Origin of the sequence: Streptomyces sp. Sge12 (assembly GCF_002080455.1) — a bacterium.
Lineage (GTDB): Bacteria > Actinomycetota > Actinomycetes > Streptomycetales > Streptomycetaceae > Streptomyces.
Genome location: NZ_CP020555.1, coordinates 388932 through 409989, shown reverse-complemented (window position 1 = coordinate 409989; position 21058 = coordinate 388932). Strand labels below are relative to the sequence as shown.

Sequence of the window (21058 nt, the reverse complement as noted above, 5' to 3'; positions counted from 1 at the left end):
TCGCCCCCTATGGCGCTTTCCGGGTGCGGGTCCAGTTCAGGAGTTCGTCCGCCGGCCAGGTGTTGATGACGCGCCCCGGTGGGACCTCGCACTCCACGGCCCGTTCGCAGCCGACGATCTGCCAGTCCAGCTGGCCCGGGGCGTGCGCGTCCGTGTCGATCGCGAAGAAGGTCCCGGCCGCCACGGCCAGGCGCAGCAGCCGCCGGGGCGGATCCAGTCGCTCGGGGCGGCTGTTGATCTCCACGGCGGTACCGCTCTGCGCACAGGCCGCGAAGACCGCATCGGCGTCGAACTGCGACTCCGGCCGGGTGCGGCCGGTCACCAGCCGGCCCGTGCAGTGGCCGAGCACGTCCATCAGCGGGTTGCCGACGGCCGCCAGCAGCCGCCGTGTCATTGCCGGCGCGTCCATCCGCAGCTTCGAGTGCACCGAGCCGACGACCAGGTCGAGCTGTTCCAGGAGCTCCGGCTCCTGGTCCAGGGACCCGTCGTCGAGGATGTCGCACTCGATCCCGGTGAGCAGCCGGAAGGGCGCCCAGGTGTCGTTGAGCTCGGCCACCACCCGCAGTTGTTCGCGCAGCCGCTCGGGGGAGAGCCCGCGGGCGACGGTCAGCCGGGGCGAGTGGTCGGTCAGTACCGCCCATTCGTGGCCCAGCGAGGCCGCCGCCCGGCCCATCGCCTCGATCGGACTGCCGCCGTCGGACCAGTCCGAGTGCACGTGGCAGTCCCCGCGGAGCGCCGCCCGCAGTGCGGTGGCGGCGGGCGTGGCCGGCGGGCCTTCGGGGAGCGCGGCGATCTCGTCCTCCAGCGCCTGCAAGTAGGCCGGGACGGCGCCGCCGACCGCCTCCCGTACGACCTGGGCCGTCTTCGGGCCGAGGCCCTTCACGGCCTCCAGCGAGCCGGCCGCGACCCGCTCGGCGACCTCGCGCTCGCCCATCCGCGTGACCGCGGCCGCCGCGGACCGGAAGGCCCGGACCCGGTAGGTGGGGGCCTGCGCGCGCTCCAGCAGGAAGGCGATCCGGTCCAGCGCCGCAACCGGGTCCATCGCGCACCTCCTGCCCTGCCTGCCGTGTCCAGGACCCAGTGTCCGGCGCGGGAGGCGGCTACGCCTCTTCGGCCTCCCGGGGTACTGCGGCGTCGAGGGCGGCGGTGAGGCGGTTCAGGCGGGCCTGGAGGTCGAGGACCTCGGTGAGCTCGAAGCCGGTCGCGGCCGCGATCCGGCGGGGCACTTCCACCGCGCGGGCGCGCAGTGCGGCACCCTCCTCGGTCAGCCCGGCGCGCACGGACCGCTCGTCCTCGGCGCTGCGCTCGCGGCGGACCAGCCCGGCCGCCTCCAGCCGCTTGAGCAGCGGGGACAGCGTCCCGGAGTCCAGCCGCAGGTGCCGGCCGATCTCCTTGACCGGCATCTCGCCGTGCTCCCACAGCACCAGCATCACCAGGTACTGGGGGTAGGTGAGCCCCAGGTCCTTGAGGACCACCCGGTAGAGGCCTCCGAAGGCACGGCTCGCGGCGTTCAGTGCGAAGCAGATCTGCCCGTCGAGGCGAAGGAAGTCCTGGTCGGGGTGGGTCACGGTGGGCTGCTCGGTCATGGCGCCCAGTGTACCCGGGGTGGGCTTGCGAGGCATTGAATTGTGCACAACTGAATTGTGTGCTCTAGTAGTGGAGCGCGGCCGACCACCGGCCGCCACCACGGTTCATTTCTGCGAGAGGACCTCTCATGGACGCGCTCTACACCGCTGTCGCCACCGCCAACGGCCGCGAGGGCCGCACCGTCAGCTCCGACGGCCAGCTCGACCTCGCCCTCGCCATGCCCCCGGCGCTCGGCGGCAACGGTCAGGGCACCAACCCGGAGCAGCTCTTCGCGGCCGGCTACGCCGCCTGCTTCGCCAGCGCCCTCGGCCTGGTCGGCCGCCAGGCCAAGGCCGACACCAGCGAGGTCTCCGTCACCGCCGAGGTCTCCATCGGCAAGGACGGCGCCGGCTTCGGCCTCGCCGTCACCCTGCGCGTCGAGCTCCCCGAGTCCCTGGCCGGCGAGACGGGCACGCTGCTGGTCAAGCAGGCGCACGAGGTCTGCCCGTACTCCCGCGCCACCCGCGGCAACATCGACGTGGACCTCGTGATCGAGTAAAGATGCCGGACGCCCGGCGCGCGGCCACCATGGAGGGACATCCCTCCCCGGGGGCCGCACGCCAGGAGGCGCCGGTGGCGCACACCTACGCAACAGACGTACTGGTGGCCGGCGCGGGCCCGGTCGGGCTGACGGCCGCCGTGGAACTGCGCCGACGCGGTGTCTCCGTCCGGATCGTCGACCGGCTGCCCGCCAGGCTGCCCTTCGCGAAGGCCGTGGGCATCCAGCCGCGCACCCTGGAGGTCTGGGACCGCATGGGACTGGCCCGCGCCGCACTGGAGGCGGCCGTCCCGATGCGGGGCCAGTACCTGTACGTCAACGGCGCCGAGCAGCCCCGGATCGACCTCTCCGTGCCGCCCGACGTGCCGTACGGATTCGCGGCGCTGCCGCAGTACGAGACCGAGCGCATCCTCGACGACCACCTGGGCCGCTTCGGCACCACGGTCGAACGCGGCACCGAGCTGGTGTCGTTCGGGCAGGACGCCCACGGGGTGACCTGCCGGCTGCGCACCCCGTCCGGGGCGGAGGAAGAGGTACGGACGCGCTTCCTGTTGGGATGCGACGGCGCCCACAGCATCGTGCGCAAGGGACTCGGCCTCGGCTTCGAGGGCGGGGCCTTCGCCGAGGAGTACATGCTCGCCGACGTGCGCGTCGACTGGGACCTGCCCCCCGGATACGCCCTGCGCGCCCTCCACACGGACGCGGCCGGGGCGGTCGACGACGTGCTGGTCTGCATCCCCCTGCCCGGCCGGGGCCGGTACCGCATGTCGATGATGGTGCCGCCCGAACTCTCCACCGCGGCAGGGGCCGGGGGCGCCTCCGACGGCGTCACCCACGGCCTGCAGAGCGGCCGCGGCCCCGAACTCGCCGACATCCAGACCGTCCTGGACCGGCTCTCACCGAAACCCACCACCGCCTTCGGCATCCGCTGGACCTCGGTGTTCCGCATCAGCCACCGGATCGTGGACCGCTACGGCCACGGCCGGGTCTTCGTCGCCGGGGACGCGGCCCACATCCACCCGCCGACCGGCGCCCAGGGCATGAACACCGGAATCCAGGACGCCTGGAACCTGGCCTGGAAGATCGCCCTCGCCGTCGAGGACGGCGCAGCCCACCCGGGCCTGCTCGCCAGCTACGACGCCGAGCGGCGCCCCGTCGGCGAAGAGGTCGTCGGCCGCACCGTACGGCACGCCGTCGAAGGCATGGAGAACGACCCGGACGACCCGGCGACGCTGATGCTGCGCGAGGCCCAACTCCTCGTCGGCTACCGGGGAAGCCCGATCGTCGACCCGGCCGGCGAGGGCCGCGGCCCGCGGCCGGGCGACCGCGCACCCGACTGCGGAGGCCTCGAAGCCGCCGTCTCCACCTACCCGATGCGCCTGTACGACGTCCTGCGCGAGCGGGAACACGTCCTGCTGCTCTACGAAGCCGGAGCCGGAATCGCAACCGGTGCCGGAACCGGGCTCGACCGCCTCGTCCGGACGGCACGGGACTCCTCCGGCGGCCGGCTCGAGGTCTGCGTGCTGCTCGCGCCCGATGCGGACGCGCAGGCGGACGCGGGCGCCGGCATCGAGGCCGACGCCGGCCTGCTCCCGGTGTACATCGACAGCCGCGGCGAGTTCGCCCGCCTGTACGCGGCCGAAGCGCCGACGGCCTTCGTGATCCGCCCGGACGGATACCTCGGTGCCCGGCTCTCCCCGCCCGACCCCCGGGCGCTGGCCGCCCACCTCGCGGCCGTCTTCGCGCCCGGCGCCCCCGACGCCTGACGCGGCGGCTCCTGAGCTGCGGAGAGCGTTGCTCTGCGTGGTCTCCGTGCCGACCCCTGAGGTCAGAACGCGCACGGGCTCATTGGCTGGTGCGGATATCGTCGATGCGCCGCGCCAGGGCCTCCGTCTCCGCGATCAGCCGCGCATGCGCCTTCTTCTGCTCCTCATCGCCCCGGGCCTTGAACGCCACGCTGAAGTGGGGTTGGAGCTGGGTCCACCAGCCGTAGTCCAGCATCGCCCACGCCTGGGGGCAGAGGGGGGCGCGGGTCTTGGGGAGATACCCGCTGTCGACCAGGGACTTCTGGTACTTCTTCGGGTCGCTGCCCTCCAGGTAGCACAGGAAGTTGAAGGCCCGTTGCTGGGTGACGGGATGGTCGCTCGACATGCCCTCCAGGGTCGGCGTGCCTTCCTTGCGGGCGATCTCGTCGAAGAGGACCGCGGCGGCCAGCGATGGGCCCGGGCCGACCTCGTTGACGGTGTAGAAGGACGCGAAGCCGTCAGCAGCGTCCTCTTCGAGGCCGAGGTTGGCCAGGAGGAGCTGGCGTTGCAGCGCGTGGCCCATCTCGTGGCCGAAGATGAACTCGGTCGACAGCACGGTCAGATCGTCGGTGTTGTACTCGGACGCGGGGATCGGGGCGGGCCGTTCGACGGTCTTCACGACGTCGGCGAGGGACTGCTCGATGGCCGTCAGGAACGACGGCGGGACGAAGATCGTCCTGCCGTCGGGTTGGGTGACGGCGTCGGTGACGCCGGGCGGCACGGCGGCGGTGACCTTCACGACCATGTCGTGCGGGAGGGCCAGAGCTCTGTTCACCCAGTCGGCCGTCCGCTCCAGCACGCGGGACTTCCGGATCAGCGCCACGGCCTGCCGGTCCTCCGGTTCGACCGTTTGGGCCTCGTAGACGACGGTGACCCTGCCGGAGCGCGGCGCCTGGGGGCGGGGCCCTGCTCCGGGCCCCTGCCCGGTGTCGCGGGCCTCGCCGCCGCACGCGGTCACGACGACCCCGGTGAGGACCAGGAGGCCCGACAGGACGATGCGCGCCCGCCTCGGGCGACCAGCGGTGTTCGGCATCTTTGGTCGGCTCCCGTCGCGTGTTCCCGTACTGATCCTCCGGCCGTCCGGCGGCGGGCGCCCGTCGAGCCGCCCGTACGGGGGACCGCCCGCCACGGCGCCGACGAGGACGAGGCCCCGAACACGCGGGCCGGCGGCCCGGGCATGTCCGGAGTGGCGAGCGGACCTGCCGCCTCCCTGAACAGGCTCCAGCACGTCCCCGCCGAGCCGCGACCGTGCTCGGCCCAAGGACGACCGTTCCTCCTGGCGAGGGCCCGGCTGCCCGGTATGCCGTTGACCGGCACCCGCAGGACAGGAGCAGCCGCGACGTTGGGAGGGAGCGGCGGCGGCGCTGTCCGGCTCGGCCGTGCTCGGCCATCGCCGCGTCGACCACCTCCCGGACCCCCGGGGCGAACGCCGGGTTCCGATCCGTCAGCCGCGGGCCGCCTCCCGGCGCTGCCGCTTGCCCAGCGGAGCCAGCGACATGTCCTGGGCCTGCGACTTCAGCTGCTTGAAGCCGTACCCGCGCTCGGTCAGCCAGCTCTCCGCCACCAGTTCCGCGCGGGCCGTCGCGTCGAGGATGTCCTCCTCGGCCTCACCCGAGTCCAGGAAACGGAAGGTGAAGAAGGGACGGGCCGCCAAGTCGTACGTGAGGTGCCCCTCGGCGGTGAACTCCGCGCGCAGCATGTCGTGCTCGGGCGCGGCGGCGAGCAGCTCGGTGCGCTGCTCGTCGGTCAGGCCGTCGAAGGAGCCGCGGACGGTGATACGGAAGGTACGGGTAGCACTCATCCCCCGAGCCTAGATCGGGCGGTCCGCCCCATGCACCCGGATATCCGCCGGTCCGCCCCCGCCCGCCGGCACCGACCGCCCCCGGCCGCCGCCAAGCGGCTCCCCGGCCACCCCGCAGCCGCCCGCCGCAGGGCCGCGCACACCGTACGCGCACCCCGAAGGACCGCCCCGGCAGCCCGTTTTGGATTGCCGGACGATCCTCAATACGATCCGGCGATGATCACTAGAAAACGGCTTGCGGTCGGGGCGTGCGGCCTGCTCGCCGCCCTGGCCGTCGGGCTCTTCCCGGCGAGCGCCGCCGCCGCCGACGGACCGACGGCGAAGGAACCCCCCAAGGTCGACCTCGTCCTCGACGTCAGCGGCTCCATGCGGGCCAACGACATCGACGGACAGTCCCGCATGGCCGCGGCCAAGCAGGCGTTCAACGAGGTCATCGACGCGGTCCCCGCCGAGGTGCGCCTCGGCATACGGACCCTGGGCGCCACCTACCCCGGCGACGACAGGGCGCTCGGCTGCAAGGACACCAAGCAGCTCTACCCGGTCGGACCCCTCGACCGGACCGAGGCGAAGACCGCCGTGGCGACCCTGGCCCCCACCGGCTGGACGCCCATCGGACCGGCCCTGCTCGGTGCGGCCCAGGACCTCGAGGGCGGCAACGCCACCAAGCGGATCGTGCTCATCACGGACGGCGAGGACACCTGCGCCCCGCTCGACCCGTGCGAAGTGGCCCGCGACATCGCCGCCAAGGGCATCCACCTGGTCATCGACACCCTCGGACTGGTCCCCGACGCCAAGACCCGGGCCCAGCTGACCTGCATCGCCGAGGCCACCGGAGGCACCTACACCTCGGTGCAGCACAAGGCGGACCTCTCCAGCAGAGTGAAGCAACTCGTCGACCGGGCCGCGGACCCGGTCGTCAACCCGGTTGCCACCGAGGGCGCCAAGCAGTGCGCGGGCGCACCCCAGCTGAAGGCCGGCCTCTACAGCGACCGCGAGACCTTCGGGGAGCACCGCTGGTACCGCGTCGACGTCCTGCCGGGCCAGGAACTGCGCGCCTCGGTCAGCATCGGCGCCGACCGGGCCGTCAACAACGACTACGGCGTCCTGCTGCGCGCCACCACCGTCCACGGGCGCGAGATCGTACGCGGCTCGGAGGCGGGTGACGGGCGCACCGACGTCCTGTCCACCGGCCTGCGCTACCCGAAGGCCGAGATCGACGGAGCGGACTCGGACGACAAGCCCGTGCCCGAAACCGTCTGCCTCCAGGTCAGCAACTCCTTCTCCGCTCCCGCCTCCGTCAAGACGACCCCGGGCATGCCCGTCGAGCTGACCGTCGACCTGGTGGACGGACCCGACGAGGCCTCCGACGTCGCCGCCTTCGGCCTCGGGCGGGGTTGGTGGCTGCTGGCCGTGCTGGCGCTCGCCGGGCTGCTGGCCGGTCTGGTGTGGGGATGGATCTCCCGCTGGCGCATCTCCGTCTGGAGGACCAACTGATGCGTAGAGTAGGCACACTGACCGCGTCCCTGCTGGCCGCGGCCGCCGCCCTCACGGTGGCGGGTACGGCTGTCGGCACGGCCGTCGCGGACACGCCCTCGCCGAGCGCCACCGCCTCCGCGAGCCCCGGCGGGGCCAAGGCCACCGAGTCCGCTCCGACCGAGGCGGGCACCAGCTTCCGTACCGCCGCCGCGTTCCGCCCCGGCCAGAAGGCCACGGCCGGCGCGTCCAGCGGCGACTACCTCTACTGGGTGCTGCCGATCGACGCGCAGCAGCGCGCCACGGTGAAGGCCGCCGTCACCCTGCCCGAGTCCAAGGCCCGCCACGGTGCCTCGACCTGGCAGCTCGACGTGTACGACGGGCTGCGCCGCCGGCAGGCGTGCACCTACGGCACGCAGACCGCGGCCGCCGCCAAGGACGCCGCCACGGTCGAACTGTCCTGCACCCTGCGCACCGTACGCGCCGGCGCCGATCAGTGGGCCAACGATCCGCTGCCGGGCAGCTACTACGTGCGCCTGACCGTCGTCGACCTGCCGGAGGAGGACCTGGGCCTCCCGGTACGGGCCTCCGTCGAGGCCGAGGTCAAGGAGACCGGCGGCATCCAGGCCGTGGACGCCTCCCTCTCCACCCCGCTGGTCGCGGGCACCGTGACGGCCACCCTGCGCGAGCCGGAGGACGGCTGGTCCGGCGGCTGGTGGTCGGACCGCTGGATCTGGACCGCCGCGGGCGGAGTGCTCGCCGCCCTCGCGGGGGTCTTCGGGTACTCCCTGACACGCGGCTCCGGCCGCCCGTCCCGGACCGCCTGAACGAAGGGGAGGCCGCGGCCCGCGGGCCGCGGCCTCCCCTCACCCGTCCGCGATTCAACGGCCGTGGGTCAGCGGCCGCGGGTCAGCCGGGTCCCGAACGAGGGCTCGACCAGAGCCCCCTTGACCGCGACGGGCACGCTCTTGGCGCCCTCGCCGCTGCCGACCGTCAGCACGCCCACCTCGGCGCCGTCCTTCGCAGCGTGCGGCAGCGGTCCGCCGCCGGCGGCGGGGCCGAGGGACAGCTTCACCTGCTGGCCCGGTACGCCGATCACGTTCAGGTCCTTGGCCGCCACCAGCGGCGTACGGCCGCCCAGCCCGTCGTCCACGTGCCCGACGACATCGCCCTTGCGGATCACGGGGACCGACGCGAGCGCCGTCCGTACCGCCTCGATGATCGTCTTGCTGTTCGCCAGCACCAGCTTCAGGCTGTCCCCGCCGTCCTCGTCCGGCCCCTCCGCCCGCTGGTCCATCAACGTCCCAAGGATCAACGGCGTCTCGTCACCGATCGACTTGTACGCCGCCCACATCAGGGTTCCGCCGGCCGGGGTGCTGGAACCGGTCTTGATGCCCCGGATGCTGAGCCCCTGGGTGTTGAGCAGGATGTTGTTGTTCTCGAGACGCTGGGACAGCCCCTTGATCGTGGCGTTCGGGAGGGCGACGATCGACCGGAACGTCTCGTCCTTCATGACGGCCTCGGCGAGCTTCAGCTGATCGGCGGCGGTGCTGACGGTGCCCGCGTCCAGACCGCTGGGGTCCGAGTACGTGGTGCTCGTCATCCCGAGCTCCTTGGCGGCCGCGTTCATCTTCGCGACGAACGCGGCCTCGGAGTCGGTGCCGGAGTCCCAGCGCGCCAGCAGCCGGGCGACGTTGTTCCCCGAGGGGATCATGAGCATCTTGAGCATGTCCTGCTGGCTGAACTTCGTACCGGCGGTCAGCCCGGAGATACGGGACTCGTGCTCGGAGTTTCCGTCCGCGACCGTCTTCGCGTCGATGGTGATGTCGGGACCGGGCTCCGACTTGCGCAGCGGATGGCCCTTGAGGATCACGTAGGCCGTCATCACCTTGGCCACACTGGCCGTGGGGACCGGCTTCTGCTCACCGAAGGTGCCGAGGTCGCCGGAGCCGGAGACGCGGACGGCGCCCTGGCCCTTGGCGGGCCAGGGGATGGAGAACTTCCCGTCGACGGTGTGGTCGCTCTTGGCGGCGACGAGCTGCGCGGCGGGCAGTGGGCGCAGCAACTGGGCGCCGGCGCCCGCGCCCACGAGGAGGAGCAGGATCGGCGTCCATATCTTGACGCGGCGCAGCGCGGTCCGGCGCGGGGTCTCCGCCGGGGGAGGGGTGTTGGTGAGGTCGGCCAGCAGCTCCAACGGCGGCTGCGGCGCGGCCGGGGCCGCGGGCGCGGGCGGCGCCGGGCGGGGCGCGACGGGCGCGGGCGCCGGCGCGGGCGTGTCGAGGTCCTTGAGCGCGACGAACTGGCTCGTCCGCTCGGCATCGGGCTCCACGTCCCGCGCCCAGGACGGCCCGGTGCGCGGGCGGGCCCCGGGCCGAGCGATGACCTGCGTCTCGTCCCCCCCGGCCCCAGCCGCACCCCCGCCCCGGCCCTCGCCCGACTCGGCGTCAGAGCCCGCCGCGTCCCCGAGTTCGCCTCCGCCGCCGGACCGTGCGCCGGCCCCGCCGGCCTTCGGCCCACGCGGATCAGCGACCCCGGGCCGGGTGCCGGCCTGAGCCTCGGCCCCGCCGGCGTGAGCCTCGGCCTCGGCGTCAGCCTTCGGCGCGTCGGCGCCGGTCTTGGCCTCGGCCCGTCCGGCCTTCGGCCCACTGGGGTCCGCGACGCCGGACCGGTTCTCGGCCCGGGCGTGCGGTCCGGCGGGGGTTCGGGGGCCGGCCTGCGCCTCGGCCCCGGTGCGGCTCTTCGGCGCGTCGGCGCCGGCCTCAGCCTCGGCCTGCCCGTCCTTCGGCCCACGCGGGTCCGCGACCCCGGTTCGGTCCTCGGCCCGGGCCTTCGGTCCGGCGGGGGTTCCAGAGTCGGCCTGAGCCTTCGGCGCGTCGGCGCCAGCCTCAGCTTCGGCCTGCCCGGCCTTCGGTGCGGCGTCCGTAGCCGGCTTGGTGTCGGAGTCTGCCTCGTCCGCGAGTTCGGCTTCGCCGCTGCGTTCGGCCGTGCCCCCGGACCGGGGTTCGCCCTGAGCCTCGGCCCCGGTGCGGCTCTTCGGCGCGTCAGCGCCAGTGTCCGCCCCCGGCCGACCGGCCTTCGGCCCGCGCGTGCCTGCAGCACCGTCTTCGACCTGCGCCTTGGGTTCGGCGGGAGCGTCTTCTGCTTGGGCGTCGGGGCGCGCCGCGTCTTCCGGCCGGGGGGCGCCCTGCGCCTTGGGCTCGGCGCCCGTCCCCTGCTCGGCCTTGGGACCGCGCGTGCCCGCGTCCCCGGACCGGTTCTCGGTCTGGGCCTTCGGTCCGGCGGGGGTTCGGGGGTCCGCCTGGGCCTCGGCCCCGGTGTGGCTCTTTGGCGCGTCGGCGCCAGTGTCCGCCCCCGGCCGACCGGCCCTCGGCCCGCTCGTGCCTGCGGCACTGGCTTCGGCCTGTGCCTTGGGCTCGGAGGGAGCGTTCTCTGCCTGGGCGTTCGGTCCGGTGGGGGTTCGGGGGTCGCCCTGGGCCCCGGCGTCGGTCTCGGCTTCGGGCCGACCGGCCTTCGGTCCGCGCGTGCCTGCGGCACCGGCTTCGGCCTGCGCCTCGGGCTCGGCTCCCGTTCCCGGCTCGGCCTTGGGCACGGGCGTGCCCGCGATCCCGGACCGGTTCTCGGACTGGGCGTTCGGTCCGGCGGGGGTTTGGGGGTCGCCCGTAGCCTCGGTCCCGGCCTCGTCCTCGAGTTCGGCTTCGCCGCTGAGTTCCGGCTCGCCCCCGGGCATGGGGTCGGTCTGGGCTTCAGACCCGGCGTGGGTCTTCGGCCCGCGCGTGTCCGCGTCCCCGGCGGGGTTCTCGGCCTGTGCCTTCGGCTCGGCGGGAGTGTCCTCCGCCTCGACGTCGGGTTCCGTCACGGTCCCGCGTGCCGGCTCGGCCTTGGCACCGCGCGCGCCCGCGTCCGTGGGGGTCGTCGGTTCGGGTTCCGTCTGCTGGACGGTGGTCTCCGACTCGATCTCCGGGTCGTCCGAGGAACCGCCCGCCACCGTTACCGCCTTCATCCCAGCCCCGCCTTGCTGCTCACACCGTGCCGATACGTGCGGCGAGGCCCGACGGGGCCTCGCCGCACTGGTAGATGCCCCCGCTGCGCCACCCGTTCCGTGCGCCGGATCTTGTGACCGTTCGGTCATATTCGCTGAGTACGCCTACTCATGACCCCGCCGTCCCCACCGGCCGACCATGGGCCACAACGCACCACTCCATCCGAACGGGGCCGTCCATGCTCAGCCGAATCGCCGCCGCCCTCGTACCCGCCTTCGGGCGGCTCACCGTCACCGCCGACGCCGGGGCGCAGGCCGCCCCCGGCGCCATCCTGGTCGCCAACCACACCTCCCTCGCCGACCCGGCCGTCGTGGTCGCCGCCCTGCGCCGGTACGGGATCGAGCCGGTCATCCTGGCCACCAGCGGCCTGTGGCGCGTACCGCTGCTCGGCCCCGCCCTGCGCCGCGAGGGGCATATCGCCGTGCACCGCGGCACCGCCCGCGCGGCCGACTCCCTCGACGCCGCCGCGGTCGCCCTCGCCTCGGGGCGCAGCGTCCTGCTCTACGGCGAAGGCGGCCTGCCCGTACGCCGCGACGCCGGCGAGACGCCCCCCGGCCCCTTCCGCAGCGGCCTGGCCCGGCTCGCCGCCGCGACGGGAGCCCCCGTCGTTCCCGTCGGGCAGGCAGGTGCCCGCCGCCTCTGCTCCGGAAGCGGCGCCAAGCAGCTCGCCGGAGTCGTCACGGCCCCGCTGCGCAGGCCCTGCTTCCACGTCCACATCGGCTCGCCGCTGCATCTGCCCGACCGCGTGCCGGAGGCGACGGACCGGGCCCGCCGGGCGGTCACCGCCGCCTGGCTGACCGCCGCGTCCGCGCTCGGGGAGGCGGATGCGGGCACGGTCTGAGGCCCGTCCGGCAGCCGATCGGACCCCAGGAACGTGTCGCCGAGGCCGACACCGGCCACGGCGTGCGACCGTCTCCGCATGACCGAAGGCTCGGCACCTCACATGTCCCAGGCGCGGATCACCGTCCTGGGGGTGCAACCCGCAATCCCGCCCTTCCGCATCGTGGAGGTCGACGGCGAGTTCGTCGGCAGGGCGATGTCGATGACGGACGTGCTGCTGATCGCCGCGGAGGCGGGGATCGTGATCCACGACCTCGACGACCTGGACGTGGTCCGGTGGGTCGGTGGCGGCAAGTTCACCTGGACCGTCCCTTAGCCGGTGGTGTGACCGAGGACCACGTGGGCCGCGACCTCGCGGTCGGCGTCCGTGTCGATGAAGGACACCACCACGGGGCTGCTGCCCGTGGGTCCGCCGGCCGTCGCGCGCAGCCGGTAGCGCTCGACGCGGACGGCCTCGCGGGCGAGCGCGCTGCCGCCGCTGAACAGCGACGGCGGTTTGGCGTCATTGGCGATACGGAAGTCGGCCGGGCGCCAGCCGCCCGAGCCCGTCGGGTCGAGGCGCTCCAGCAGGAAACCCGGCCCGCTGCCCTGCGGGTTGCCGGGCTCGCCCACTAGGATCTCCATCTGGAGGGCGACGAGCAGGTGCCGGTACTCCGCGGTGTTGCCGTTGCGCAGGGTGACGGTGAACTCCTGCGGGGCGCCGCCCCGTACGAGGGCGAGCCGGCCGCCCCGGGTGTCGACCGCGACCGTGAGCCGCGTCGGTGCAGGGGGCGGTGTCACGGCCCGGGTCGGGGCCGGCGAGGAGGCAGCGGCCGACGGCGAGGCGGAGGCGGGCACCGAGGCGGCGGCCGAAACCGAAACCGAAACCGAGGCCGAGGCGGCGGCCGAAACCGAGGCCGACGCATCGGCGGACGCGGGCACGGAGGCAGCGGCCGGTTCCTTCCCCGACTCGTCCCCGCACCCGGTGGCGCCCGCCAGCAGGACGGCGGCAACGGCGGCCGCGCTCAGGGCCCTGCGGGGGCCGCGGCTTGCGGGCATGGGATCGGTCCTCCGGGGTCGGCGTCGGCAGGACGCTAGCAACGCAACGCCGCCGCGACGAGGTCGATCACGCCTCGACGCGGCGACGGTTCGGTCACGGCACCCGCCCCCGCAATCACCCCGCAATCACCCCGCAGTCACCCCCCTAATCACCCCTCACCCCCGACCCGGTCAGACCAGCAGGACCGCCTCCAGGACGGTGACCGCGCGCCCGGTGAGGCGCACCCGGTCGCCCCGGAGCGCCGTCCGGACCAGGCCGGGGCGCGCCGAGGCCTGGAGCCCGGTCAGGGCGTCGGTGCGGCCCAGCCGCGCCGCCCAGTAGGGGGCCAGCGCGGTGTGGGCGCTCCCGGTGACCGGATCCTCGGGGATGCCTCGCGCGGGGGCGAAGAACCGGGACACGAAGTCGTGGGCGCGCTCCGCCGGAGCGGCGGCCGCGGTGACGATGACCCCGCGCAGTCCCTCGCGCAGGCTCAGCGCGGCGATCGCCGCGAGGTCGGGCCGCAGCCCCCGTACGGCAGCCTCGTCGGGCAGCACCGCGAGCAGGTCGCCCAGGGGGCCCGTACGCAGGACGGCCTCGGGCCGGGTCCCCAGGGCGTCGGCGAGGCCCGCCGGCGGCGGCACCTCCGTTCCCGGGGCGGCCGGGAAGTCCAGGGTGATGTCCCCGCTCTCCTCGACCCACGCCGTGAGCAGGCCGCTGGACCGGCTCAGGAACCGCACCGCTCCTCCCGCCAGCAGCCCCTCCCGGCGCAGTGTGTGCACCGTGGCCAAGGTGGCATGGCCGCACAGGTTGGCCTCGACGAGCGGGGTGAACCAGCGGATCTCCCAGTCGGCCCCGCCCCCGGCCGGGAGTGGCAGGGCGAAGGCGGTCTCGGGGTGGTTCAGCTCGGCGGCTGTCCGTCCCAGCCACTCGTCATCCGGCCAGGGACCGGCCGGGAGCAGGCAGACACCGGCGGGGTTTCCGGTGAAGGGGCGGCTGGTGAAGGCGTCTACGATCCGGATGCGCATGCCCGGGAACGTACCGACACCGATCGCCCGCGCGGCCCGGCCAATGCCGGCACAGTGGCCTGCCCGCCCCGCCCGCTAGTGGGGGAGCGGCTTCTCGAAGCCGAAGGTGGTCACGGCCATTCGCTCGCGGAAGTAGAAGCGGTGCGCGTCGGTCCGACCGGTGCCGGATTCCAGGGTGAGGGCGGTGCAGCCGGCGGCCAGGGCGTGTTGCTCCAGGTGCGTGAGCAGCGTGTGCCCCACCCCGGTGGAACGGGCGGCGGCCGTCGTGACCAGGTCGTCGACGTAGAGCGAGCGGACACTGGCGGTGTTGACGACGATCCGCCAGCCCGCCGCACCCACGCACACGCCGTCGGCGTCGTACGCCGCGGTGAAGCGCAGCCCCTGGCCGTGTGCCTCCGTGAGGATCCGGAGGAAGAGCTCCTCGGTGAGGTGGGGGCGGAGCTCGAGCAGTACGGGCAGCAGGTCGGCGGTGAGCCGCGCGTCGCCGGGCTCAAGGTCGATGATCTTCATGCCGCGAGCGTACCGGGCGGTACGGGAGTGGCTCCGGGGAGGCTCCCGGGTGATGGCTCCGGGTGAAGGCATCGCGCGGTCGCGGCCGTCGTGCCGAAAGGGGAAGGACGGCTCCGACACCCTCAGCCTTCCGGAGCGCCGATACCTCCGGTTCCGGGCCGCCCGCCTCGCGCAATGACCGGCGACGGCCCCGGTCCAGGCGTCCGCATGACGGACATGGTCCACCGTTGTCGTACCTGCCCCCTACTCTTGATCACGTGAACCCGACCCCTGACGACCGCGCGGTCCCCGAACGTTCCCTCGCCGAGATCAACGCCGACATTCGCTGCCTCTTCGCGCGCGCCGAGGGCCGCCTCTCCGACGCGGAGCGGATCCGCCACGCGACCCTGCTGGGCGAGTGGGCCTCGGCGATACGCGCGTCGGTGGTACCGGCGGCGTAGCGGGCCCGGCCCCCGGCCTGGATGCCCGGCCCGGCAGTCCGCCCCGGCCGCCCGGCCCGGACCGGATCTCCAGCCGGGTCGTGGTCGCGTCGCACCGATGAATTCCGCGGCCGGCGGCAGTCTTCCCCTCGAGCATCCGCGCGGAGGAGAAGGTGGACCATGAGCGACCTGCACAGCCTGCTGGAGACCCATGTCGGTGCCGGATCACTGGCCGGCGCCGTGGCCCTGGTGGCCCACGGCGCGGAGGTGGAGGTCGCCGCCGTCGGCTCCCTCGACCCGGCCGGCACCGCACCCGTGGCCCGCGACTCCCTCTTCCGGGTCGCCTCCGTCACCAAGCCCGTGACTGCTGCGGCGACCATGATGCTCGTCGAGGACGGCCTGCTCGCCCTCGACGTCCCCGTGGCCCGCTGGCTGCCGGAACTCGCCGAGCCGAAGGTCGCCCGTACGCCGTCCGCACCGCTCGACGACGTGGTCCCCGCCGACCGCCCGATCACCGTCGCCGATCTCCTCACCTTCCGCGCGGGATACGGCTTCCCCGCCGATTTCTCACTGCCCGCCGTGGCGCCGCTGTTCGCAGAGCTGAAGCAGGGGCCGCCGCGGCCCCGGGACGTGGCGGAGCCGGACGCGTGGATGGCCGCCCTCGGCCGGATCCCGCTCCTGCACCAGCCCGGCGAGGCCTGGCTCTACAACACCTGCTCCGACATCCTCGGGGTCCTGATCGCCCGAGCGAGCGGACAGCCCTTCCAGGACGTGCTCGCCGAGCGCGTCTTCGCGCCGCTCGGCATGCGCGACACCGCGTTCGCCGTACCGCCTGCGCAGCTCCACCGCTTCACCAGCTACTACCGGGCCGCCCCCGACGGCGCCGCCCCGGAACTCGTCGACGCGCCCGACGGCCAGTGGAGCACCCTCCCCGCCTTCCCGTCCGGAGCGGGCGGCCTGGTCTCCACCGTCGACGACCTGCACGCCTTCTACCGGATGCTGCTCGCGGGAGGCGCGTACGGGGGTGGGCGGCTGCTCTCGGCGGACTCGGTACGGCAGATGACCACCGATCACCTCACCGCGCCGCAGCGCGCGGCGGGCGACCTGTTCCTGGAAGGACAGGGCTGGGGCTTCGGCGGTTCGGTCGACGTGGACCGCCTCGACCCCTGGAACGTCCCGGGCCGGTACGGCTGGATCGGCGGCACCGGCACCGCCGCGCACATCGTGCCCGCCACCGGGACGGTCACCCTGCTCCTCACCCAGCGGGAACTGGCCGGCCCGTCCGCGCCCGAGGTGATGCGGGAGTTCTGGACCTACGCCGCCGCCCGCCCGGCCCCCTAGGCCGTCTCTTTCGGATCTTGTCGGGCCCGGCCCGCCCGGCACGGCACCTCGCCGCGTTGTCGGGGCGCCCGAGTACGTCCAGTACACGGGCGCCCCTCCGCCTTGCGATGTACCGCACCGGACGACCCGGGCTCACCCGACAAGATCCGAAAGAGATGTCCTGGGGCCTATCTGGGCGTGTCCGCAATGTCGATCGGCCGCGCGCCGCGAGGCGTTCCAGGATCCGATCGAAGCGGCCGAGATCATTCAGTTCGTCGACCTGCTGCTGCGCCAAATCGACGACCGGGCCGGGAGCCGGTGGACGCCTTGGCTTCAGGTTGATGCGGTGAACTGGCCGGTGCCGACCACCTGCAGGAGGGCGAGGCGTTCGGCGGTGTCACTGCCGACGGGCGGGGTGTAAAGGACCACGCGTTGGTCCCCCTCCGGGGCGAGCAGCACCTGGCAGTCCAGTTCGATCGGGCCGATCAGCGGGTGCAGGACGCGCATGCGCGATGCCCGGCGTACGGAGACCTCGTGCAGCTCCCACAGGGCGGTGAACTCCTCCCCGAGCCCCCGCAGCCGCTCCACCAGGCGCGTCGCGGCCGGGTCGCCGGCGCGCCGGCCCACGGCCGCCCGCAGGTCGGCCACGTGCAGCCGGCTGTAGTACGCGTGCTCCTGCGCCGGGTACGCGGCGCGCTGGGCCGGGTCGGCGAACCAGCGCCACACCACGTTGCGGCCGTGCTCGGACACCGAGCACACCCCGCCCAGCAGGGCCTCGGCCATCGCGTTCTGGGCCAGGACATCGCCGAGGTCGCTGATCACCTGGACCGGGGTGGAGGGCAGCTGGTCCAGCAGGTGCAGCAGCCCCGGGCCGACGTGGTCGCCCGAGGTCCGGGCGGCGGGCGGGCGCCGGCCGGCCAGGAGATGGAGGTGGTCGCGTTCGTCGTCGGACAGGCGCAGGGCGCGGGCCAGGGCGGCGAGCATCTCCGGCGAGGGCTGCGGGCCGCGGGCCTGTTCGAGACGGATGTAGTAGTCGGCCGACATGCCGGCGAGCTGGGCGACCTCCTCGCGGCGCAGGCCCGGCGTGCGCCGCCGGGGGCCGACCGGCAGGCCGGCGTCCTGGGGTTTTACCCGATCGCGGGAGCGGCGCAAGAAATCGGCGAGGGCCTCACGGTCGATCTTCATACCGTCATCCTGCCGGACGGTCCGCGGCCCAACCAGGGACTGCCGGTCCCAGGGTCAGGAGGTCTCTCCCGATCCCCGCCCGGCGGCGGCACCTTGGGTCGAGCCGGAGCACCAACGCCCCGGTCACACCCGAACGAACTGGGAGCACCCCATGGCCACCGTCACCGTCAACGGCGCACAGGTCCACTACGAGAAGACCGGCTCGGGCGCAGCCCTGGTCCTGGTCCACGGCACCGGATCGGCGGGCGCCGCCGTCAACTGGGGGCAGACCGCGCCCCGGTTCACTCCGCACCACACGGTGATCACCCCCGACCTGTCCGGCACCGAGGCCACCGTCGACGACGGCGCCCCGCTCACCGCCGAAGGGCTCGCCGCGCAGGTCATCGCCGTCATCGAGGACGCGGCGGACGGGCCGGTCGACCTGCTGGGCTTCTCCATGGGCGCCACCGTCGCCGCCACCGTCGCCGCCCTGCGCCCCGACCTGGTGCGGCGCCTGATTCTGGTTGCCGGCTGGGCCCACACCGACAGCGACGAGTACCTGCGCAGCCTGTTCACCCTCTGGCAGGACCTCGGCACCTCCGACCCCGCCTCCTTCGGCCGCGCGGTGGCGATGACCGGCTTCAGCCGCGGATTCCTGAACTCCATCGGCCGCGAGGCGTTCGAGGCCCTCATCCCCAACATGCCGCCCACCACCGGCACCCTGCGCCACATCGCCTACGACCTGCGGGTGGACATCCGGTCGCTGCTGCCCCGCATCGAGGCCCCCACCCTCGTCATCGGGGGCACCCAGGACATCACGGTCCCGGTCGAGCACAGCCGCGCCCTGCACGCCGCGATCCCGGGCAGCTCCTACGCGGAGATCGACGCGGGCCACGTCATGTTCTTCGAGCAGGAGGACGCCTTCACCAAGCTCGTGAGCGACTTCATCCAAGCCCCCTCCATCCGATGAAGGACTCGGGGAGGACGAACGCGGATGTCGAAGTGCGTGACGCCGCCGGCGTGGCGCCGGGCCTTGGAGCACCGCGCCCGCTCCCGTGCCTCGGCGCACGTGACACCACCTGTCCCGGGCCCCGGAAGCGAGGCGAATCCATCCACCCTGGGATGCGCCTGCCCCCTTCCGGCCGGGTTCGGCCAAGCCCCTGCCGGGAAGCCCTCCCGCGGAATCGGGGACCCTGCTTGAGGACGGGCGGGATCCGATCAGACGTGCGTGCGGGCAGTTCAGCGGGCACTCGGTCCCCTGACACCCGTACCGTGTCGGCCGGCGCTGCCCCGGCCGTCATCGTCCGGCGACGCAACCGCAGTGCGGCGACGCCGGCCACCACGCCCGCAAGCACCGCCCCGCCCCCGGCGGGAAGGGCCGACCGCAGGCCGACGACCAATGGGTCGTCCTCTCCGATGAGCTCGCCCTTCACCGCCGGCAGGGGCGCGGTGCCGCCCTCCGACACCTCGAACCGGTAGCGGGAGTCGGCCGAGTTGCCGCGAGTGTCACCCAACAGGAACAGCCTGCCCTCGGGCACCTTCACGTCGAGGGCGCCGGGCGTCCAGGCCACGGGGTCGCCGTTCAGGACGTACGGCTCGTCGAGCGGCTTCCCGTTCAAGGTCAGCTTCCGGTCGCCCGGGATGTGAGCGATGCGGTCGCCGCCCACCGCGATCACCCGTTCCACGGAAAGGTGCCGTCCACCCCAGGCTCGCGGCCTCACCACCGAAGCGGCAGCCCTCGGCCCCGCCGAAGAACGCACCGGCGCCGGCCCTCATGACGACCACTGAACGCCGCGCCCGCGCCTGGACCGACACAGCCCGCATGTGGCACGCCCTCGGCAACGGACCACGGGCGTTCGCCGCACTGCGCCGCGTCGAGCAAGAGGCTGCTCGAGAAGTCCGGCGCCCGGCGCTGCGGGCGCCGACGTCGAGCCTGCCTGTGGGGTCGTGACCGCGGCCCCGCCACATCGCGCATATCCCCTTGGAGGACGGGGCGGGGGTGCTGGTAGCGTCCGTCTGCTGATCGCCAGTCGGCGACACAGCGGTTTACAAGGGGGGAAACAATGGCAACTCGTCGTGCCCTGCTGGCCTGTGCCGCAGCGCTGGCCACCGGGAGTCTCGTACTGGGCGGCACCACGGCCGCGCACGCGGACAGCGGAGTCACCGGCATCACCGTCCAGGAAGCCCGCAACGACTGGACCAACAACGGCAAGATCGTCCTGTCCTTGACCGCGCCGAGCGCCGTCAAGAACGTCAAGGTCAGCCTGTACTCGATGGAAACCCAGCAGACCGTGGCCACGGTGGGGAACTTCGATCTGACTTCCGGCACCGCCGAGAACGGTACGTGGAAGAATCGCGGGCGCATCCAGTTGCCGGACCTGGGCAGTTACCGCATCGACGTGTCAGCCTCCGACGAGGGCGGCGACACGCTTTCCGCCGCCGGCGTGGGCTATTTCTACTACGCCGTGCAGACGAACCTGAAGGACACGAAGGTCGACCGCACCACGGTCGACTACCAGCACCGCAGCGTCACCATCAGCGGTCACCTGATGGGCCAGTGGCCGGGTTCCGGCGCCATCACCCCGATGGGCGGGCTGACCGTGGCGGTCAACTCGTACATGGAGTACGCGGAGGTGACGACCGCGGCGGACGGCAGCTTCTCCGCCACGCTCCCGGTCACCGACCAGTACCAGAACCGCATCGAGGCGGCCTTCCAGTACGACCCGAACCACGTCTTCTACAACCAGTCCTCCTCGAAGACCTTCCCGATCACGGTGAAGAAGACCGCCACCAAGATCGTCGAGACCCCGAGCGAGCGGAAGGTCCCGTTCAAGGGCACGGTGAACTCGACCAGCGCCACCCTGCTCTGGAACTCGCCCACCGGCTGGCAGCCGCTGGCCGGCAAGACGATGGCATCCAACTCCTTCGGCGACTTCGTCCAGCGCACCACGGACGCCGGCGGCAACGCGCTCTTCCCGGCGACCGAGCCGCTCTGGGGCAACTCCTCGATCGCGGTCGGCTGGCGCAGCGACGACCTGTTCCTGGCCGACGCCCAGGCGAGCGTCGACATCATGGTCGTGCAGCCCGCCGCGTTCCGGTCCCTCACCGCGACCCGCTCCGATGCCGCGACCGTGGAGGTCGGCGGCAGCATGGCGTTCGAAGGCGGCTTGACGCCGGGCACGATCCCGGTGAACATCCAGTACTCCGCCACCGGCAAGGGCGGCTGGACCACCGTTGCCACCGTGCCGGACGCCAGGTGGAACGGTGAGGGCTTCGCCTTCTCCACCACCGCCCCGCAGGCAGGGGCGGGTTACTGGCGTGCGACCTACACCGGCGCGCCGCAGTTCGAGAACGCCGTGAGCCAGGTCATCTACGTCGCCGCTCCCTGACAGGCCGGCGGCTTCGGCGAGTTGTTCCTGGGTCGCTGCGGGGGCAGGTGCGTGAGCGGCCCCAGAATGCCAGGGGACATCCCCGCCCTTGCCGGGATGCGCTCACCCGATCGGACGGAGGAGTCGGCC

20 protein-coding genes are annotated in these 21058 nt (G+C 73.4%); 10 read left to right on the top strand and 10 right to left on the bottom strand.

What is annotated here, in order from left to right; genetic code table 11:
* Nucleotides 1–7 precede the first annotated feature (7 nt).
* A complete protein-coding gene (locus tag B6R96_RS01935; protein WP_081521323.1) occupies nt 8–1042 on the bottom strand; it encodes a PHP domain-containing protein in 1035 nt (344 codons plus the stop codon).
* A gap of 58 nt (nt 1043–1100) precedes the next feature.
* Entirely contained in the window at nt 1101–1586 is a 486-nt protein-coding gene (locus B6R96_RS01930) for a MarR family winged helix-turn-helix transcriptional regulator (RefSeq protein ID WP_030384928.1), read from the bottom strand.
* A gap of 128 nt (nt 1587–1714) precedes the next feature.
* Here B6R96_RS01930 and B6R96_RS01925 point away from each other — a divergent pair, with 128 nt between their 5' ends.
* The gene (locus B6R96_RS01925) at nt 1715–2125 is read left to right on the top strand and encodes an organic hydroperoxide resistance protein (RefSeq protein WP_030384929.1); all 411 of its coding nucleotides are present in this window, start codon (nt 1715–1717) and stop codon (nt 2123–2125) included.
* 74 nt (nt 2126–2199) lie between these two features.
* Nucleotides 2200–3891 (top strand): FAD-dependent monooxygenase, encoded by a 1692-nt coding sequence (locus B6R96_RS01920; protein WP_081524921.1) that lies wholly within the window; start codon nt 2200–2202, stop codon nt 3889–3891.
* 79 nt (nt 3892–3970) lie between these two features.
* On the opposite strand, the gene B6R96_RS01915 is transcribed toward B6R96_RS01920, so the two are convergent.
* Nucleotides 3971–4963 carry a DUF4344 domain-containing metallopeptidase gene (locus B6R96_RS01915; RefSeq protein ID WP_081521322.1) on the bottom strand — a complete coding sequence of 331 codons (993 nt, stop codon included), beginning with the start codon at nt 4961–4963 and terminating at the stop codon, nt 3971–3973.
* A gap of 411 nt (nt 4964–5374) precedes the next feature.
* On the bottom strand, nt 5375–5731 hold the full coding sequence (locus tag B6R96_RS01910) for a DUF6204 family protein (RefSeq protein ID WP_081521321.1): 357 nt from the start codon (nt 5729–5731) through the stop codon (nt 5375–5377).
* Between the two features lie 216 nt (nt 5732–5947).
* On the opposite strand from B6R96_RS01910, the gene B6R96_RS01905 reads away from it, so the two are divergent.
* Both B6R96_RS01905 and B6R96_RS01900 read left to right on the top strand, forming a co-directional pair.
* Nucleotides 5948–7225: a VWA domain-containing protein gene (locus B6R96_RS01905; protein WP_030384933.1), complete on the top strand. Its 1278-nt coding sequence runs from the start codon at nt 5948–5950 to the stop codon at nt 7223–7225.
* A complete protein-coding gene (locus B6R96_RS01900; RefSeq protein WP_053175955.1) occupies nt 7225–8031 on the top strand; it encodes a hypothetical protein in 807 nt (268 codons plus the stop codon). The genes B6R96_RS01905 and B6R96_RS01900 overlap by 1 nt, the downstream gene beginning before the upstream one ends.
* A 68-nt stretch (nt 8032–8099) precedes the next feature.
* On the opposite strand, the gene B6R96_RS37895 is transcribed toward B6R96_RS01900, so the two are convergent.
* A complete protein-coding gene (locus B6R96_RS37895) occupies nt 8100–11204 on the bottom strand; it encodes a D-alanyl-D-alanine carboxypeptidase (RefSeq protein WP_237291278.1) in 3105 nt (1034 codons plus the stop codon).
* Nucleotides 11205–11422: 218 nt separating this feature from the next.
* Here B6R96_RS37895 and B6R96_RS01890 point away from each other — a divergent pair, with 218 nt between their 5' ends.
* Nucleotides 11423–12085, top strand: a complete 663-nt coding sequence (locus B6R96_RS01890; RefSeq protein ID WP_081521320.1) for a lysophospholipid acyltransferase family protein — start codon at nt 11423–11425, stop codon at nt 12083–12085.
* A gap of 78 nt (nt 12086–12163) precedes the next feature.
* Nucleotides 12164–12400 carry a hypothetical protein gene (locus B6R96_RS01885; protein WP_030384937.1) on the top strand — a complete coding sequence of 79 codons (237 nt, stop codon included), beginning with the start codon at nt 12164–12166 and terminating at the stop codon, nt 12398–12400.
* Here the strand turns inward: B6R96_RS01885 and B6R96_RS01880 are convergent.
* The 3 genes from B6R96_RS01880 to B6R96_RS01870 form a co-directional block, all read right to left on the bottom strand.
* Complete coding sequence (locus tag B6R96_RS01880; RefSeq protein WP_081521319.1) at nt 12397–13122, bottom strand: hypothetical protein; 726 nt, start codon at nt 13120–13122, stop codon at nt 12397–12399. The two genes, B6R96_RS01885 and B6R96_RS01880, sit on opposite strands and share 4 nt — an antisense overlap.
* A 171-nt stretch (nt 13123–13293) precedes the next feature.
* Entirely contained in the window at nt 13294–14127 is an 834-nt protein-coding gene (locus tag B6R96_RS01875) for a PhzF family phenazine biosynthesis protein (RefSeq protein ID WP_081521318.1), read from the bottom strand.
* A 75-nt stretch (nt 14128–14202) separates the two neighbouring features.
* Complete coding sequence (locus tag B6R96_RS01870) at nt 14203–14637, bottom strand: GNAT family N-acetyltransferase (RefSeq protein ID WP_081521317.1); 435 nt, start codon at nt 14635–14637, stop codon at nt 14203–14205.
* Between the two features lie 257 nt (nt 14638–14894).
* On the opposite strand from B6R96_RS01870, the gene B6R96_RS01865 reads away from it, so the two are divergent.
* Together B6R96_RS01865 and B6R96_RS01860 are read left to right on the top strand one after the other, a co-directional pair.
* On the top strand, nt 14895–15077 hold the full coding sequence (locus B6R96_RS01865; RefSeq protein ID WP_030384941.1) for a hypothetical protein: 183 nt from the start codon (nt 14895–14897) through the stop codon (nt 15075–15077).
* A gap of 159 nt (nt 15078–15236) precedes the next feature.
* A complete protein-coding gene (locus B6R96_RS01860; RefSeq protein WP_081521316.1) occupies nt 15237–16397 on the top strand; it encodes a serine hydrolase domain-containing protein in 1161 nt (386 codons plus the stop codon).
* A 312-nt stretch (nt 16398–16709) separates the two neighbouring features.
* Here the strand turns inward: B6R96_RS01860 and B6R96_RS01855 are convergent, their stop codons facing one another.
* A complete protein-coding gene (locus tag B6R96_RS01855; RefSeq protein WP_081521315.1) occupies nt 16710–17561 on the bottom strand; it encodes a helix-turn-helix transcriptional regulator in 852 nt (283 codons plus the stop codon).
* Between the two features lie 151 nt (nt 17562–17712).
* Between B6R96_RS01855 and B6R96_RS01850 the strand changes: the two genes are divergently transcribed.
* Nucleotides 17713–18510 carry an alpha/beta fold hydrolase gene (locus B6R96_RS01850; RefSeq protein ID WP_081521314.1) on the top strand — a complete coding sequence of 266 codons (798 nt, stop codon included), beginning with the start codon at nt 17713–17715 and terminating at the stop codon, nt 18508–18510.
* Here the strand turns inward: B6R96_RS01850 and B6R96_RS37890 are convergent.
* Entirely contained in the window at nt 18485–19216 is a 732-nt protein-coding gene (locus B6R96_RS37890) for a S26 family signal peptidase (RefSeq protein ID WP_257789515.1), read from the bottom strand. The two genes, B6R96_RS01850 and B6R96_RS37890, sit on opposite strands and share 26 nt — an antisense overlap.
* Nucleotides 19217–19603: 387 nt before the next feature.
* Here B6R96_RS37890 and B6R96_RS01840 point away from each other — a divergent pair, with 387 nt between their 5' ends.
* On the top strand, nt 19604–20929 hold the full coding sequence (locus B6R96_RS01840; RefSeq protein WP_081521312.1) for a hypothetical protein: 1326 nt from the start codon (nt 19604–19606) through the stop codon (nt 20927–20929).
* The last annotated feature ends 129 nt before the right edge of the window (nt 20930–21058 follow it).

Excerpts from the sequence above, each read along its gene's own strand:
- B6R96_RS01935 (WP_081521323.1), bottom strand. The coding sequence starts at position 1,042 with ATGGACCCGGTTGCGGCGCTGGACCGGATCGCCTTCCTGCTGGAGCGC.
- B6R96_RS01930 (WP_030384928.1), bottom strand. The coding sequence starts at position 1,586 with ATGACCGAGCAGCCCACCGTGACCCACCCCGACCAGGACTTCCTTCGC.
- B6R96_RS01925 (WP_030384929.1), top strand. The coding sequence starts at position 1,715 with ATGGACGCGCTCTACACCGCTGTCGCCACCGCCAACGGCCGCGAGGGC.
- B6R96_RS01915 (WP_081521322.1), bottom strand. The coding sequence starts at position 4,963 with ATGCCGAACACCGCTGGTCGCCCGAGGCGGGCGCGCATCGTCCTGTCG.
- B6R96_RS01910 (WP_081521321.1), bottom strand. The coding sequence starts at position 5,731 with ATGAGTGCTACCCGTACCTTCCGTATCACCGTCCGCGGCTCCTTCGAC.
- B6R96_RS01905 (WP_030384933.1), top strand. The coding sequence starts at position 5,948 with ATGATCACTAGAAAACGGCTTGCGGTCGGGGCGTGCGGCCTGCTCGCC.
- B6R96_RS01900 (WP_053175955.1), top strand. The coding sequence starts at position 7,225 with ATGCGTAGAGTAGGCACACTGACCGCGTCCCTGCTGGCCGCGGCCGCC.
- B6R96_RS37895 (WP_237291278.1), bottom strand. The coding sequence starts at position 11,204 with ATGAAGGCGGTAACGGTGGCGGGCGGTTCCTCGGACGACCCGGAGATC.
- B6R96_RS01890 (WP_081521320.1), top strand. The coding sequence starts at position 11,423 with ATGCTCAGCCGAATCGCCGCCGCCCTCGTACCCGCCTTCGGGCGGCTC.
- B6R96_RS01885 (WP_030384937.1), top strand. The coding sequence starts at position 12,164 with ATGACCGAAGGCTCGGCACCTCACATGTCCCAGGCGCGGATCACCGTC.
- B6R96_RS01880 (WP_081521319.1), bottom strand. The coding sequence starts at position 13,122 with ATGCCCGCAAGCCGCGGCCCCCGCAGGGCCCTGAGCGCGGCCGCCGTT.
- B6R96_RS01875 (WP_081521318.1), bottom strand. The coding sequence starts at position 14,127 with ATGCGCATCCGGATCGTAGACGCCTTCACCAGCCGCCCCTTCACCGGA.
- B6R96_RS01870 (WP_081521317.1), bottom strand. The coding sequence starts at position 14,637 with ATGAAGATCATCGACCTTGAGCCCGGCGACGCGCGGCTCACCGCCGAC.
- B6R96_RS01860 (WP_081521316.1), top strand. The coding sequence starts at position 15,237 with ATGAGCGACCTGCACAGCCTGCTGGAGACCCATGTCGGTGCCGGATCA.
- B6R96_RS01855 (WP_081521315.1), bottom strand. The coding sequence starts at position 17,561 with ATGAAGATCGACCGTGAGGCCCTCGCCGATTTCTTGCGCCGCTCCCGC.
- B6R96_RS01850 (WP_081521314.1), top strand. The coding sequence starts at position 17,713 with ATGGCCACCGTCACCGTCAACGGCGCACAGGTCCACTACGAGAAGACC.
- B6R96_RS01840 (WP_081521312.1), top strand. The coding sequence starts at position 19,604 with ATGGCAACTCGTCGTGCCCTGCTGGCCTGTGCCGCAGCGCTGGCCACC.